Genomic DNA, 14,858 nt, shown 5'->3' with positions numbered 1-14,858 from the left:
TGACGGCAGATGAGCTCCTCGGTCATTGATTTCATCGCAACGGAAGCGCGCTTTGGGGCCCGCAATTACGAACCGATCGGGGTCGTCCTGTCGCGCGGCGAAGGCGTCTGGGTCTGGGATACCGAAGGCAACCGTTATCTCGATTGCCTCTCGGCCTATTCGGCGGTCAGCCAGGGGCACTGCCACCCCAAGATCCTGGCGGCGATGGTCGAGCAGGCGCACAGATTGACGCTCACCTCGCGCGCCTTCCACAACGACCAGCTCGCCTTGTTCTACGAGGAGATCGCGGCGCTCACCGGCTCCCACAAGGTGCTGCCGATGAACAGCGGCGCGGAGGCGGTCGAAAGCGCGATCAAGTCGGTGCGCAAATGGGGCTATGAGGTGAAGGGCGTGCCGGACGGCCAGGCCGAGATCATCGTCTGCGCCAACAATTTCCACGGACGCACGCTGGGCATCGTCGGCTTTTCGACCGACCCCGAGACACACGGACACTTCGGGCCGTTCGCGCCGGGCTTCAAGATCATCCCGTTCGGCGACGCCGCGGCGCTGGAGGAGGCAATCACTCCAAACACGGTCGCCTTTCTGGTCGAGCCGATCCAGGGCGAAGCCGGTGTCGTCATTCCTCCAGCCGGCTATTTCACGAAGGTGCGAGAGCTCTGCACCGCGCGCAATGTGATGCTGGTGCTCGACGAGATCCAGACCGGGCTCGGCCGCACCGGCAAGCTGCTCGCCGAACAGCACGAGGGCATCGAGGCGGACGTGACGCTGCTCGGCAAGGCCCTGTCCGGCGGCTTCTATCCCGTGTCGGCCGTGCTCTCGAACAACGACGTGCTCGGGACCTTGAGACCCGGACAGCACGGTTCGACCTTCGGCGGCAACCCGCTTGCCTGCGCGGTGGCGCGCGCAGCGATGCGCGTGCTGGTCGAGGAAGGCATGATCGAGAACGCGGCGAGGCAGGGCGCGCGCTTTCTGGAAGGCTTGAAAGACATTCGTGCCAACACGATCCGCGAGGTGCGCGGACGCGGCCTGATGCTGGCGGTGGAGCTGCATCCCGAGGCCGGCCGCGCTCGCCGCTACTGCGAGGCGCTCCAGGGCAAAGGCATCCTCGCCAAGGATACCCATGAGCAAACGATCCGCATCGCTCCGCCGCTGGTGATCACCAGCGATCAGGTCGACTGGGCGCTGGAGCGGCTCGCCACCACCCTGACGCAGGATTTCTCCTGAAGCTGCCTTGCGTCGGAAGATCGCATTGCCGGCCCCGGCCAACGACGAGTTGGCGGCCCGGCCAGAACCGGACCCGTGCAGCGCAGCAAATAGTGACGCATGGTCCTAAGGCAAAACTCTGCATGATCCCAGCAACCGGATGAACGGGGTGCGTGGAACCTATCGGAGCGACGGACGTTTTTGTCCCCGAAATGAGCAGCGCCGTGCCCGGCGCAGCAAGCGCCGAGGCCGGAGGCGCTGAGCTGCGCGGATCGGAGACATGCTCATGAGACTCACTCTTTCAGTCATCAAAGCTGACGTTGGCTCCGTTGGCGGCCATACGAAACCGTCTACACGCATGATCGCGGCTGTCGAGGGCGAGGTTGCCAAGGCGATCTGCAATGGTCTGCTGATCGACGGTTTCATCTGCCACACCGGCGACGACATTGCGATCATCATGACGCACACACGGGGCGAAGGCAGCTCCGAGGTCCATCAACTCGCCTGGAAGGCGTTCCTCGCGGCCACCTCGGTCGCGAAAACCTCCGGGCTCTATGGCGCTGGCCAGGATCTTCTCGCCGACGCGCCTTCCGGGAACATTCGCGGCGCCGGCCCAGGCGTCGCCGAGCTCAGCTTCGACCACAGCCTCTCCGGCGCGCGGCCCGCGGAGTCCTTCATGGTGTTCGCGGCCGACAAATGCGGCCCCGGCGCCTATAATCTGCCGCTCTATCTCGCCTTTGCCGACCCCATGTACTGCGCTGGGCTGATGCTGCCTCCGATGATCAAGGGATTCCGTTTCCATGTCATCGACATGGACAACACCGCCGGCGACAGCCTACTCGAGCTCGACGCACCCGCCGACAGCTACCACATTGCCGCCCTGCTTCGCGACAACGAGCGCTTCGGCATCGATCGCATCATTTCTCGAACCCATGGCGAGGCCGTCGTGGCCGTTTCGGCACAGCGCCTCCACGCGATCGCAGGCAAGTACACCGGCAAGGATGATCCAGTCGCGATCGTCAGGAACCAGGGGATCTTCCCAGCTCCGGAGGAAATAATCTCGCCGTTCGCCAAAGCACACTTCGTGGGCGGCGATGCACGCGGCTCGCATGTGATGCCGCTCATGCCGGTGCCACTCAACACGTCCGTTACCGGCATGTACTGCCTGCCGATCGTTTCTTGCGTCGGCTTTTCGATCGACAAAGAAGGCCGCTTTGCCGAGTCCTACACCGATTTCTTCGACAACCCGGCATGGGATGAGGTCCGCCGGCGCGCCCAGCGCAAGGCCATCGAGATGCGCAGCCAGGGCTGGTCTGGCGCCGCCATGCTACCCTATTCCGAACTGGAATATGGCGGCTTCCGCGACACCGTGTCCGGACTGCTGAAGCGTTTTCGCCTGCGCGACGAGCGCAAGCCGGAAGCGGCCGAGTAGCGACCGCCTCCAATCAGAAGCCGGAGCGATGTTCACCGTTCAATCGACAGATGCAGGCGCTATGACGACATGCCGATCCGGGAGGTGGATATGGCCAAAAAACGCATCGGCATTCTCACGGGCGGCGGCGACGTCGCCGGCCTCAATGCAGTCATCAAGAGCGTGACTTATCGCGGCAGTGAGGACGACATCGAGGTTGTCGGCCTGCGCCGTGGTTGGGAGGCCCTCACGCACCTGAACCTCGACGACCCAAACAGCAGGTCCCACTACGTCATCCCGCTGAACCGTGAAAACACTCGAACCATCGACCGGCGCGGCGGCACCGTGCTGCACACGAGCCGCGTCAATCCCTCCAAAATAAAAAAGCTGCCCGATCATCTCGTCGGCAATGAAGTTCCGGTCTCGCTGAGCACCAACGGCGGCATCGCGACAAAGACGTGGGACCTGACCAGCCGGGTGCTCGCTAACCTTTCGGGACTTGGCATCGAACACCTGATCGCCATCGGCGGCGACGACACGCTCAGTTATGCGGCCAAGCTCAACGAACTCGGCGTCAAGATCATCGCCATCCCGAAGACGATGGATAACGACGTCCGCAACACCGAGTACTGCATCGGCTTCTCGACCGCGATCACCCGCGCCAGCGACGCCATCCAGCGGCAGCGCACCACCGTCGGCTCGCATGAGCGAATTGGCATTTTCCGCGTCTTTGGCCGCGATGCCGGATTTACGGCACTCTACACCGCGTATGCGACCTCGATACGATGCGTCGTACCGGAGTATAAGGTCGACCTCGACAAGCTGATCCAGTTGCTCATCGAGGACAAGCGCGCCAATCCAAGCAACTACGCGCTGATCGTGCTCAGCGAGGGAGCCCAGTGGGAAGGCTACAAGCTGCGGGAATACGGCGAGCCTGACGCCTACGGCCACCGCAAGAAGGCCAACGTGGCGGAATCGCTTGCCGACGAGATCAAGCAGCGCACCGGCGAAGAGACGATCACCTCCGATCTCACCTACGATTTGCGATCGGGCGATCCGGACTTCATCGACAAGCTTGTGGCCCTGACTTTCGGTAACATGGCCTACGATGCCATGCTGGAAAGCAAGACCGGCCTCATGTCGGCGCTGGTCGAGGGCCGCTACGACCTCGTGCCCATCCCTGAGGCCAATCTCGGTCCGCGCAAATTGGACGTTGCGAGCAGCTACAACACGGAGCGCTACCGCCCCATCTACGCCAACAAGCAGGGGCTGCCGATCTTTCTCAACCGCGCGTCTTAGCGTGCCGGACCGAGCGAGCCAGCTGCTGGAGCGGCTCGCCGCCGCCCTGACGCAGGATTTCTCTTGAGACTGCCTGCGTCGGAAGATCGCATGCTGGCGGCGGCCGACAACGAACCATTCCGCCGCCAGTGCGTTGAAAGTCGTGGGCGATTACGAGCTGGGAGCGACGATCATGCTTCCGCGTGGCGTTGGCCTGACGGCTGTCTTGGTTGGTGTCTCGATGCTGGCGACGGGCATCGGCGCGTTTGCTCAAGGACCCGGCCAGGGACATGGAAGGGGCGGCCCAGCCGCAGCGCCGGCAGCACGGCCAGCAGCACCACCGGCCATGGCCCGTCCTGCAGCCCCACCGCCGATGGCACGTCCCGCATGCCGCAGCGACCGGCGAGGCGCCACATCCCCGCGCCGCATATCGCCTCCGCCGCCACCGCGCCCGACCCCACATTTCGCAGCACCGCCGCCGCGGGCGGCCCCGCACATAGCAGCGCCGCGGCCTGAATTTCATCGGGCGCCGGCAGCGCCGCAACGTCCGGCCATGGCACCGCGGCCGACGCCGCATATCGCCGCCCCTTCACGTCCCAACGCACCGGCAGCCGCGGGCGAGCGGCTGTCGCGACGGGACCAAATCGAACAGCGCGCGCAACAGCATCAGCAGCAGATCCAGCAGCGCCAGCAGATGGTGCAGCAGCGGCAGCGCGAGATCCTGTCGCGCCAGACGACGGAACGCCAGACTCGCATCGATCGTCTGCAGCAGCGCGTGCAGCAGCTCCAGTCGCAGAAACCGGAAGGCGCGCGGGCGTTGCGCGAACAGCAACGGACGCTCCAGGCGCAGAACCGCTTGCTGGGCCGTGAGCAGCGCGCTCAGCAAAGCGATCTGGCACGCCAACAGCGACTTGGACTGCAAGCTCCGACCGGACGGACGCCGGCGATTGCAGCCGCTGCGCAGGCTGCCCAGCGCGGGCGGTTTGCCGAGCGCTTCCGCGAGCAGGCTCCTGCGCAAGCCCAGGCGGCGCTCACCAGCCGCCAGAGCGGCTGGGCTCCCCGGCAGGCCTGGCGACATCGCCACCCCGCGGTGTTCGTCGCTTGGCTTGGGCCCGTGTTCTGGCCTTATGCCTATTCCGACATTTTCAATTACACTTTCTGGTCCTATGCCTACGAGCCTGGTTATTGGGCGTATGCGTATGACGATTTCGTCGACACCGTGTTCTGGGGTGGTGACGACCCCTATTCCGCCTATGCCAGCATCAACCCGCAGGACTACCCGCAAGCCGGCGGCGGCGGCCGCGTTCGCCAGCGCGCCAGCGTGAGTCCGCAAACGCTACAGCAATTATGCGGCACACCGGACAAGGGCGTGACCGCCTGGCCGCTTGCCGACATCGCACGGGCCGTGCGGCCGACACCGGAGCAACGCGCACTGCTCGACGAGCTGAAGACCGCGGCGGCCAACGCTGCCGGAGTGTTCAAGGACTCCTGCGCGGAGACCTATGCACTGACTCCGCCTGGCCGTTTGCGCGCGATGATGAACCGCATCAACGCGACGCTGGAAGCCGTCAAGATCGTGCGGCCGGCACTGGAGAATTTCTACAACTCGCTCAGTGACGAGCAGCAGGCCGGCTTCAACGCGCTCGGTCCCAATGTCGGCGAGCGCGCGCCGCAGCAGCAAGCCAACGCCGAGGGCTGCGGCGATCCGAAATCCGGCCTGACCCAGTTGCCGATCCAAAGGATCGAGGCTGTGCTCCACCCGGCCGGCAAGCAGAAGGAGGCGCTCGACCGCCTCAGTGACGCGACAGCCAAGGGCGTTGAAGGCCTGCAGGCGGCCTGTCCGAACGATGTCCCGCTGACGCCGGTCGGACGGCTGGAGGCAATGCAGCACCGGCTCGAGGCCATGCTGACGGCCGCCAAGCTGGTCGAGCCTGCCCTGGACGAGTTCTATGCCACGCTGAGCAGCGAGCAGAAGGCGCGCTTCAACACGCTGCAACAGGTCGCGGGTCAATGAGGGGACGCGTTCACTCGCTGCAATTTGCGCAGCGCCCGAACGACGCTGGGTGACGTAATCGTTCTGCTTCAAAGCTCGACGAGACCAGATATGTCCCCGCCGCGGCCCTCTGTGGGAGGCAATCGGCAGCCTCGTTCTGACCTCACGCGGAAATCGTCTTCCGCCCGACGGTGTTTGCGATCGCTTGAGGCTGCCCTAAAGACCGATGAGATCAGGATGAATCGTCATCGCGCTTTAGGTTATTGTTTGAGCATGATCCTTCGGAAAACCGCAGCGCATTTTGCGCTAACGCGGCCCTCCGGGTCCGGATCATGCTCTATCTCATTCGAGCCACTGAGGTTGCGTCGTTGGAAGTGAGTTGCACTGCTGGAAGTGAGACGACAACTCGAGATCGGCCAGATGATCCCAGTATTCTGCCTCTGCGAGCAGCTTCCATTTGTTCATGCTGTTGTATGCGGCCTGTTGGCGGCACAGTGAGCTCATCGCACGCAAGCGTCGCACTTTCTCCACTGCGGACCTCCCCTCGCTCCTGCTTGTCTGCAAGCGCATTTGTGTTGTGACAGCTTCGCAGATCGAATTGACGAGTCATAGTCCGGTGTTTGACGGTGACTATGATAGCGCAATCGTCTGACTTTTTAAGTCGCGCCCGGTCTCGAAACGATTTGGGCCCGACACATTGAATTCCAGAATCGTCCTTCGGTCTTTTCGGCGCAACAAAGCATCCGGAGCCTTCGGCCGAGGTCCCCCGCCCTGTCGCACCGATCACGACAATGGCCCCGACGATTGCTCGTCGGGGCCACTCAAGGTCAACAGGCAAGGGTACATCCGCCGCGTCTGCTGATCGTTGATGCCACTGATCACCGCATCCAATCTGGCGCAGACTAAGACGAGGCTGCGGCATCGACATGATGATATTCTGCCTGGAAGCTGACGGCAGTCCACCTCACCATTGGTGGTACTCCCACCGGCTCGCTGCTTCGCCAGCTAGAGGGGCCATGCCGCCGGCGGCCAAGCCGGTCGAAAGCGCGCTGCAACAGGTCGCAAGCCCGCGGGGGCGCACTTGTGGTAACCAGGGCGTGAACTCACGAACGCTGCCGCGGATCAGCGCGTCGATGTCTGCTCTACGCCCGACAGCGGCGGAATAGCCGACATCCCCCAACCGCCGCTTGGGGCCAGAAGCAGAAATCGACAACTCACTCGATCGTCTTGTCGGCACGGGAGAGTAGCATCGGCGGAATTTCGACACTTAACATTTTAGCTGTCTTCAGATTGATGACCAGTTCGAACTTTATCGGCTGCTCAACAGGTACGTCGGCCACGTTTGCGCCGCGCAATAGTCTTGCGACCTGGTGCGCGCATTGGTCGAAGACCGCGCTGAGCCGAGGACCGTATCCCATCAGTCCGCCTTCTTCCGCCTGCTCGGGCCACTGCAGAATGGCGGGCAGACGACGGAGCGCCAACCGATCGCGGATCAGGTACTGGAATTTCGATGCCAAGATCGGCGACGCCAGCACGTTGACGGCCTCGACTTCCTCGACCTTCATGGTGTCAATCACACGGATGAGATCTTCCTCGGATCGCGCGGCAAACGGAACGATCTCGACGCCGAGCCTCTTGGCCGCGCTTTTAAGAGCATCCGTGTTTGGTATCGGAAGGCGGTCGGCGAGAGCAGCTATTCGCCGGGTACCCGGCAGTGCTTCATGCAGCAACTCCAACCGCTTGGCGTCGAGCTGGAATGCAAAGATCGCGACACCAGTAGTGTTACCTTCGGGACGCGGCATCGAAGCGACAAGCTTGCTGCCAAGCAAGTCGTCCGCGATGACCACGATTGGAATACGCTGCGTCGCTTTCTGTGCTGCACGCCCTGCTTCGGCCCCGACCGCTATCAGCACATTTGGACTCGCCTCGGTCAGTTGAACGGCCGCACTGGCATAGGAAACGGCAGTCACGCTTTCGCCACGACTGTCGATCTCAAGGTTGCTGCCTCTGATAAAGCCGGCTCTGCCCAGCTCATCGAAGAAGCTGGGCGGGACTGGTCCCAATGCCGCGACGCGGTACCGCCGACCAGCCCGCTGTGCTCGGGCTTCGAGCGGCAATGCCGCAGCGCCAGCAATCAGCGTGATAAACTCGCGCCGCTTCATGGGGGCCCCGGAAGCATCTGACCGGGCTCAGTCTAGCACATTGGAAGCGAGGGTTGGTGTCCGCTACGGGGTCAAAACGCAAAGAGACTCAGCGCGCCAATCTCGTCCGCTGCATCCGCTAAGCTGGCCACCGCGAGAGCGGTGTCGGCACTTCGCTGCTGGGCCAGTACGACATGTGTGACTTCAGCGAGTGGAGACCGCCGGTATAAACTGAACCCACACATATCCCCACGCCGAACCATGACGCAGCGTCAGGCCTCTTCAGTCAATTGCGGGCCACTTTCAAGGCGGCATCTCCATGTGTGCGTTCAAGGACAATGATGCTGCCTTTCTCTGGTGCTGCGGTGCTTTCGGTTCAGCTCTCGCCGGCAACCTGTGAACTGGCCCGAAAGCAGTCAGCATGTTATGGTTTGATCTAAATCATATATCAACTTAAGAGGGATGGCGCTCATGGTTCAGCAGAGCACAATTTCTCGTCGTCGATTTGTTCAAACGACTGCAGCGAGTTCATTGGCACTCGCGGGTATGGGTCATCGTCGCCCGGCTCGGGCTCAATCGACAAAGCCGAACATCGTCTTCATCCTGGCGGATGATCTCGGCTATGCCGATGTGGGCTGCTACGGCCAGCGGGACTATACGACACCGAACATAGACCGGCTGGCGGCCGAGGGATTGAGATTCACGCAGGCGTACTCGAGTTCGCCTGACTGCTCTGCGACGCGCACGGCGTTGATCACGGGGCGCTATCACACTCGGTTGCCGGTTGGGCTCGAAGAGCCGCTTATTTCTTTGAGCCCCAAAGGGACCGGCCTGGCGCCAAGTCACCCCACTTTGCCGTCGCTGCTGAAGAATGTTGGGTATGGCACGACGCTGGTCGGAAAGTGGCATCTTGGTGATCTGCCGGATTTCAGTCCCTTGAAGAGCGGCTATGACCAGTTTTTCGGCATACTCGGCTGCTGCGCAGACTATTTCAATCATGGCGCGGAGGCTTCCCGGACGTACGTGTTACCGTTTCCCGGACTTGCTCATCAACTTTACGAGCAGGAGGTACCGGTTGAGCGTCACGGTTACATGACAAACTTACTCGGCGATCGAGCCGTGCAAACCATCGAAGGCTACGCCAAGTCAAAGGAGCCGTTTCTGCTGAGTCTGCATTTCACCGCGCCGCATTGGCCATGGGAAGGGCCAGATGATGAGGCAGAATCGAAGCGGATCAGAAACATTTTTGACCGCGATGGCGGCTCGCAGAAAACTTACGCGGCGATGGTGCAAAGCCTGGACGCCAATATCGGTCGCGTGCTGCAAGCGCTCGATGCCGGCGGTCTCGCTGGCAACACCATTGTCGTTCTCACCAGCGACAATGGCGGTGAACGATTCTCTAACGTGTGGCCGTTTACCGGCATGAAGCATGAGCTGCTCGAAGGTGGCATTCGCATTCCCGCGATTGTGCGCTGGCCCGGACGCATCGCGCCTGGGGCGGTGTCCAAGCAAGTCATGATCACGATGGACTGGATGCCGACCTTGCTGGCTGTCGCCGGCACGTCGCCGGACGCGGCGTATCCATCCGATGGTGAGGACCTCGGACAAGTTTTGAGTGGGAGCGCAGGGCCACATCCACGGAAGTTGTGCTGGCGCTATAAGGCGGGATCGCAGCGTGCTATCCGCGACGGCGATCGGAAATATTTGCGGATCGCCGGGAACGAATTCCTCTTCGATATTGAGAAAGACCCGCGTGAGCGGGCCAACCTCAAGGACCGGGAGAAAGACGTATTCGAGCGGCTGAAAAGCGACTGGGAGGCGTGGAACGCCACGATGCTACCGGAACGGTCTCGGCCGGCGAATTATGCCAACTCGAGCAATTTCCTGGCTGACCACTATGGCGTCGTTAACCCGGCGGCCTCGCCGACCGTTTCCCCAACGAGGTAATCATTGATTTGGAGGGCCTGAGTGCGCGGGCCGCCGTCGTCGAGGCAACCGGCCTCCGGTTAGTCTCGGCCTGGCGAATTGATGTCCGAGATGGGTCAAAAGCGGTAACGCTCAACCCGAGCAGATGCTTTCCGCTTGGCCATCAGCTGCTGACATTGCCTTAATGAGTACACGCCCCAAAGCGCGATGGCATGAATCACCATCGCGCTTTGGGTTACTGTTTGAGCATGATCTTTTCGGAAAACTGCTACGCACTTTTCCGGATCATGCTCTAGACCACCGTCTTGTGCCGCGCGATGCAGGTGCGCAGCAGCTCGTCCATCGGCTTGCCCCACCAGTCATTCGAGAAGATCTCGATCTCCGAATAGCCGGCAAAGCCCTGCGCTTCGACTGCGGCGCGGGCCGATTTGATGTCGATGACGCCGTCGCCCATCATGCCGCGGTCGTTGAGGATGTCCTTGGTCGGCACCAGCCAGTCGCAGACATGGAAGGCGAGCAGGCGATCCTTGCCGGCACGCGCGATCTGGCCCATCAGCTCCGGATCCCACCAGATGTGATAGACGTCGAGCGCGACGCCGAGTATGCCACTGCGGCCGGGGTCGAGCCGGTCGCAGATGTCGAGCGCCTGCTTTGTCGTGTTCACGCAGGCGCGGTCGGCCGCGTAGGCCGGGTGCAAGGGCTCGATGGCCAGCGGCAGCTTGGCCTGCCTCGCATAGTCGAGCATGTCGGCAAGAGCTTCCTCGACCTGCCCGCGCGCAGCCACGATGTCCTTCGAGGCCTCGCTGCCCGGCCGCGAATATTGCGGCAGGCCGCCGACGACGAGGACGATGCAGGGCGCGCCGAGCGCCTTGGCTTCATCGACGCAGCGGCGGTTATCGTCGCGCACCTCGCCCCGGCGCGCGGCGTCCGAGGTGAACATGCCGCCGCGGCAATAGCCTGAGAGATCGAGGCCAGCATCGCGCACCGCGCGCGCGGCACGGTCGAGACCGACGGCGGCGACCTGGTCGCGCCAGGGATCGATGGCGCGGATGCCGTGCTTCGCACAGGCATCGATGATCTCGACGAGGTCACCCTGCTTGCGAACGGTCGCCGTGTTCAGCGACAGCCAGCGGTGGTCAGACGAGAAATCGCGCATCAGGATTCGATACCGTGGGTGGCGAGCACGGTCTTCATCCGCTGCGTCGCGAGTTCGGGATTGGCGAGCAGGCCGGCCTTGTCAGCGAGACGGAACAGCTCGGCCAGATGCAACGTTGAGCGCGTGCTCTCCTGTCCCCCGACCATGGTGAAATGATCCTGGTGGCCATTGAGATACGCCATGAAGACGACGCCGGTCTTGTAGAAGCGCGTCGGCGCCTTGAAGATGTGACGCGATAACGGCACCGTCGGCCCGAGCACGTCGTGGAAGCCCGCTTCGTCGCCAGCCGCGAGCCGCGACAGCGCGTAGGACGCCGCGGGTGCAATGGCATCGAAGATGCCGAGCAGCGCGTGCGAAAAGCCTTGGCTATCGCCGGCGATCAGCTCCGCGTAGTTGAAGTCGTCGCCGGTGTACATCTTGATGCGCTTGTCGAGGCGCCGGCGCATGTCGATCTCGCGCTGCTTGTCCAGCAGCGAGACCTTGACGCCGTCGACCTTGGCGGCGTTGTTGTTGATGATGGCGACCGCGATGTCCATCGCCTTGTCGAGATCCTTGGTGCCCCAATATCCGGTCAGGGCGGGATCGAACATGTCGCCGAGCCAGTGGATGATCACGGGTTCACGAACCTGCGACAGCACACGGTTGTAGACCTTGGCGTAGTCGTCGGCGCTGCGGCCGAGTTTTGCCAGCGCGCGCGAGGCCATCAGGATGATGCGGCCGCCGACCTTCTCGACCGCCGAGAGCTGCTCCTCATAGGCCCGGATCACGTCGTCGAGGCTCTTGGCGTCCTCGACCGCGAGATGGTCGGTGCCCGCGCCGGAGAACACCAGCGCGTTGCGGCGCTTTGCCGCCGACACCGAACGCGTGATCAGCTCCAGCGAGGTCGGCCAGTCCAGCCCCATGCCGCGCTGCGCGGTGTCCATGGCTTCGGCGACGCCGAGGCCGAGGTCCCAGACGTGCTCGCGGAAGGCGATGGTCTTGTCCCAGTCGACGGCAACGGAAAGCCAGGGATCGTTGTCCGCGAACGGATCGGCGACCGTATGCACGGCCGAGAAGGCGATGCGGTTCAGCGGCCCCTCGAGCTTCTCCGGGAACGTGCGCGAGGCCGCGAGCCGGTAGGTCTCGATCGAGCGATCGGCCTTCGGCAGCTTGAGCGATAGGGATGACATCGGTTGGACGGGCTTGTTCATGTCTCCCTCCTCAGGCCTTGATCGGGGCGACGTCGATCCAGCGTCGCTCCTTCCAGCTCTTCAGCGCGCATTCGGCGAGCTGAACGCCCTTGGCGCCTTCGAGCAGCGTGAACTTGTAGGGAGCATCCTCGTAGACGTGACGGATGAACATCTCCCACTGCTCCTTGAAGCCGTTGTCGTAGCTCACGTTGTCGGGCATCTTCTGCCAGTCGCCGTAGAAATCGTGCAACCGCTTCTCGTCGGGATTCCAGACCGGCCGCGGGGTAGCCTGCCGCGCCTGGATCATGCAGTCGGTGAGGCCCGCGACTGCCGAGCCGAGCGTGCCGTCGACCTGGAAGGTCACGAGGTCGTCGCGATAGACGCGCGTCACCCAGGACATGTTGATGTGGGCGATGACGCCGCCCTTGAGCTGGAACGTCGCGTAGGCGGAATCATCCGCGGTCGCCTTGTACTTGTTGCCCTGCTCGTCGTAGCGCTCGGGAATGTCGGTATTGCCGATGCACATCACGCTCTCGACCTCGCCGAAGAGATTGTCGAGCACGTAGCGCCAGTGGCAGACCATGTCGAGGATGATGCCGCCGCCGTCCTCGCTGCGGTAGTTCCAGGACGGCCGCTGCGCTTCCTGCCAGCCGCCTTCGAACACCCAATAGCCGAACTCGCCGCGCACCGAGAGGATGCGGCCGAAGAAGTCGGAGTCGCGCAGGAAGGCGATCTTCTTCAACCCCGGCAGGAACAGCTTGTCCTGCACCGTGCCGTGCTTGACGCCCTTGGCATTGGCGAGCTTCACCACCTCGACGGCTTCCTCGAAATTCGTCGCGATCGGCTTCTCGCAATAGACGTGCTTGCCGGCATTGATGGCCTGGGTCAGCAGGCCGGGGCGCGCCTGCGTGGTCGCAGCGTCGAAGAACATGGTGTCGTTGGTGTCGGCGAGCGCGGCATCGAGATCGGTGGTCCAGCGCGTGATGTTGTAGCGCTTGGCAAGCGCCTCGACCTTGTCGGCGCTGCGGCCGACCAGGATCGGATCGGGCATGACGCGGTCGCCGTTTTTCAGGCGGACGCCGCCCTGGTCGCGGATCGCGACGATCGAGCGGATCAGATGCTGGTTGAGCCCCATGCGGCCGGTGACGCCGTTCATGATGAGGCCGAGGCGTTGGGTGGTCATGCCAATTGCTCCTGCAGTGATGTTGGCTGTTCGAGCGGGCGGAGCGCCGACCAGTCCGGATGGACCGACGTCGCAAAGCCCACTGTGTTGAGCGATCCCGTCAGGAGATCGCCATCGTGAATGGAGAGCCGGATGCCCTGCCCGGCATCGGCATAGAGATCGGGATGCGCGGCAGCGAAGGCCGCAGCTTCCGCGGCGGGCGTGTCGCCAAAACCGTCGACATAGTGATGGCCGTTGCGCTCGGCATGGGTGACGCCGATGAAGGCACCGAGCGCGAGATCCTGCTGCACGGCAAGGCCCGCCTGGCAGGTGAGGTCCTCGCCGGTGACGAAGAACCGCTCGCCGGCCGCGCTCCACTTCGCCGCGCGCGTCGCATTGACGATGGACTTGTACATCCCTTTGCAGGACTTTGAGGAGATACCGCAATAGCCCAGCGCCCGCGCCGCCGGGAAGGCATCGTAGGAATCGTCGGCCTCGTCGATGATCAAGCCATGCGCAGCCAGCGCGCCGAGCGGGGATTGCCGCGTGATGTCGCGCGGCATCGGCTGCTCGACATACAGCAGGCGTGAGGCGATCGGCCGCAAGGTGGAATCGCGATCGAGCTGGTCCATCAGTGCCTGCAGCGCGGCCAAGTCGGCGTATTGCTCGTTGGCGTCGAGCGTCACCTTGGTGTCGCGTCCGAGCGTGTCGAGTTCCTTGCCGATCCGTGCCAGACGCGCGGCATCGGCCGCGGGATTGCCCGACAGCTTTAGCTTGAAATAACTCGCACCGGCGTTCTCGTGCGCATCGGCGACACCGCCCTCGCCTTCGACGGTGTCGTCAAGGCCGACCGTATGCCGGATAGCAACGCGCGGCAGCGGCCTTCGGCCGGCGAGGAACGCGGTGAGATCAGCGTCCTTCAGATCAGGCGAAAGCCGCGCATCAATGCCCACGACGTTACCGGCCATGCCGTCGAAGAAGCTGGTCTCGGTGGCGCGTAGCAGGGCATCGAGGATCGCCTTGTCGATCTCCGCCGGGCCATAAGCCGCGGCAAGCGCCGGAATGTTCTTCTTCGCACATGTCGCGATCTGCGCACCGATGCAGGACGCATGCAGATCGAACGCGGTCAAATATCCGGTCCGCGCCAGATAGAGCCCACGCGCGATCTCCAGCGATCGTCGCAGGCCGTCGACCGTCTGCGCCGGCGACAGCTCCGGCCGCTTGTCGAACCATTTCGGCACCAGCAGCTCGGCGCTGGCGCCGACCGCGCTTCCCCTGCCCTCGACCTCGATCTCAGCGCGTACGAAGAGCTGCGGCGTCGCATTGATCGTGATCGCGCCAAAACGGAACGGCCGCGCGAACTGCACGGGGCGTTCGAAAAAGGCGATGTCTCGCAGCTTCAGGCGCGGCGCCATGGTT

The 14,858-nt window shown here is 63.2% G+C and carries 11 protein-coding genes; 5 read left to right on the top strand and 6 right to left on the bottom strand.

The features are described from left to right. Positions 1-9: 9 nt before the first annotated feature. The 3 genes from rocD to FOM02_RS23795 all read left to right on the top strand — a co-directional run bounded on the left by rocD (position 10) and on the right by FOM02_RS23795 (position 3,913). Positions 10-1,224, top strand: coding sequence for an ornithine--oxo-acid transaminase (gene rocD / locus FOM02_RS23805; RefSeq protein WP_027558545.1), 1,215 nt, complete (start codon positions 10-12; stop codon positions 1,222-1,224). A 259-nt stretch (positions 1,225-1,483) separates the two neighbouring features. Continuing rightward, positions 1,484-2,635: a fructose-1,6-bisphosphatase gene (locus FOM02_RS23800; protein WP_322596903.1), complete on the top strand. Its 1,152-nt coding sequence runs from the start codon at positions 1,484-1,486 to the stop codon at positions 2,633-2,635. 90 nt (positions 2,636-2,725) lie between these two features. Continuing rightward, complete coding sequence (locus FOM02_RS23795) at positions 2,726-3,913, top strand: 6-phosphofructokinase (RefSeq protein ID WP_027558543.1); 1,188 nt, start codon at positions 2,726-2,728, stop codon at positions 3,911-3,913. Positions 3,914-4,481: 568 nt separating this feature from the next. On the opposite strand, the gene FOM02_RS23790 is transcribed toward FOM02_RS23795, so the two are convergent. Next, positions 4,482-4,910: a hypothetical protein gene (locus tag FOM02_RS23790; protein ID WP_231164307.1), complete on the bottom strand. Its 429-nt coding sequence runs from the start codon at positions 4,908-4,910 to the stop codon at positions 4,482-4,484. A gap of 96 nt (positions 4,911-5,006) precedes the next feature. On the opposite strand from FOM02_RS23790, the gene FOM02_RS23785 reads away from it, so the two are divergent. Continuing rightward, on the top strand, positions 5,007-5,906 hold the full coding sequence (locus FOM02_RS23785) for a Spy/CpxP family protein refolding chaperone (protein WP_231164306.1): 900 nt from the start codon (positions 5,007-5,009) through the stop codon (positions 5,904-5,906). Positions 5,907-7,099: 1,193 nt separating this feature from the next. Here FOM02_RS23785 and FOM02_RS23775 read toward each other — a convergent pair. Further along, positions 7,100-8,047 (bottom strand): ABC transporter substrate-binding protein, encoded by a 948-nt coding sequence (locus FOM02_RS23775; protein WP_027558540.1) that lies wholly within the window; start codon positions 8,045-8,047, stop codon positions 7,100-7,102. Between the two features lie 450 nt (positions 8,048-8,497). On the opposite strand from FOM02_RS23775, the gene FOM02_RS23770 reads away from it, so the two are divergent. Then, positions 8,498-9,973, top strand: coding sequence for a sulfatase (locus FOM02_RS23770; protein WP_199820231.1), 1,476 nt, complete (start codon positions 8,498-8,500; stop codon positions 9,971-9,973). A 271-nt stretch (positions 9,974-10,244) separates the two neighbouring features. On the opposite strand, the gene FOM02_RS23765 is transcribed toward FOM02_RS23770, so the two are convergent. The 4 genes from FOM02_RS23765 to FOM02_RS23750 are packed head-to-tail and all read right to left on the bottom strand — an operon-like array spanning position 10,245 to position 14,854. Then, complete coding sequence (locus FOM02_RS23765) at positions 10,245-11,108, bottom strand: sugar phosphate isomerase/epimerase family protein (RefSeq protein ID WP_027558538.1); 864 nt, start codon at positions 11,106-11,108, stop codon at positions 10,245-10,247. After that, positions 11,108-12,298, bottom strand: coding sequence for a dihydrodipicolinate synthase family protein (locus tag FOM02_RS23760; protein WP_027558537.1), 1,191 nt, complete (start codon positions 12,296-12,298; stop codon positions 11,108-11,110). Before FOM02_RS23760 ends, FOM02_RS23765 begins: the two co-directional genes overlap by 1 nt. A gap of 10 nt (positions 12,299-12,308) precedes the next feature. Continuing rightward, entirely contained in the window at positions 12,309-13,460 is a 1,152-nt protein-coding gene (locus FOM02_RS23755; RefSeq protein WP_027558536.1) for a Gfo/Idh/MocA family protein, read from the bottom strand. Beyond that, a complete protein-coding gene (locus tag FOM02_RS23750; RefSeq protein WP_027558535.1) occupies positions 13,457-14,854 on the bottom strand; it encodes a hypothetical protein in 1,398 nt (465 codons plus the stop codon). Before FOM02_RS23750 ends, FOM02_RS23755 begins: the two co-directional genes overlap by 4 nt. Positions 14,855-14,858: the final 4 nt, after the last annotated feature.

This window comes from Bradyrhizobium sp. SEMIA (assembly GCF_014844175.1).
Taxonomy (GTDB): Bacteria; Pseudomonadota; Alphaproteobacteria; order Rhizobiales; family Xanthobacteraceae; genus Bradyrhizobium; species Bradyrhizobium arachidis.
Note: the sequence above shows the minus strand (reverse complement) of the source record. Positions and strands in the feature narration are given on the sequence as shown.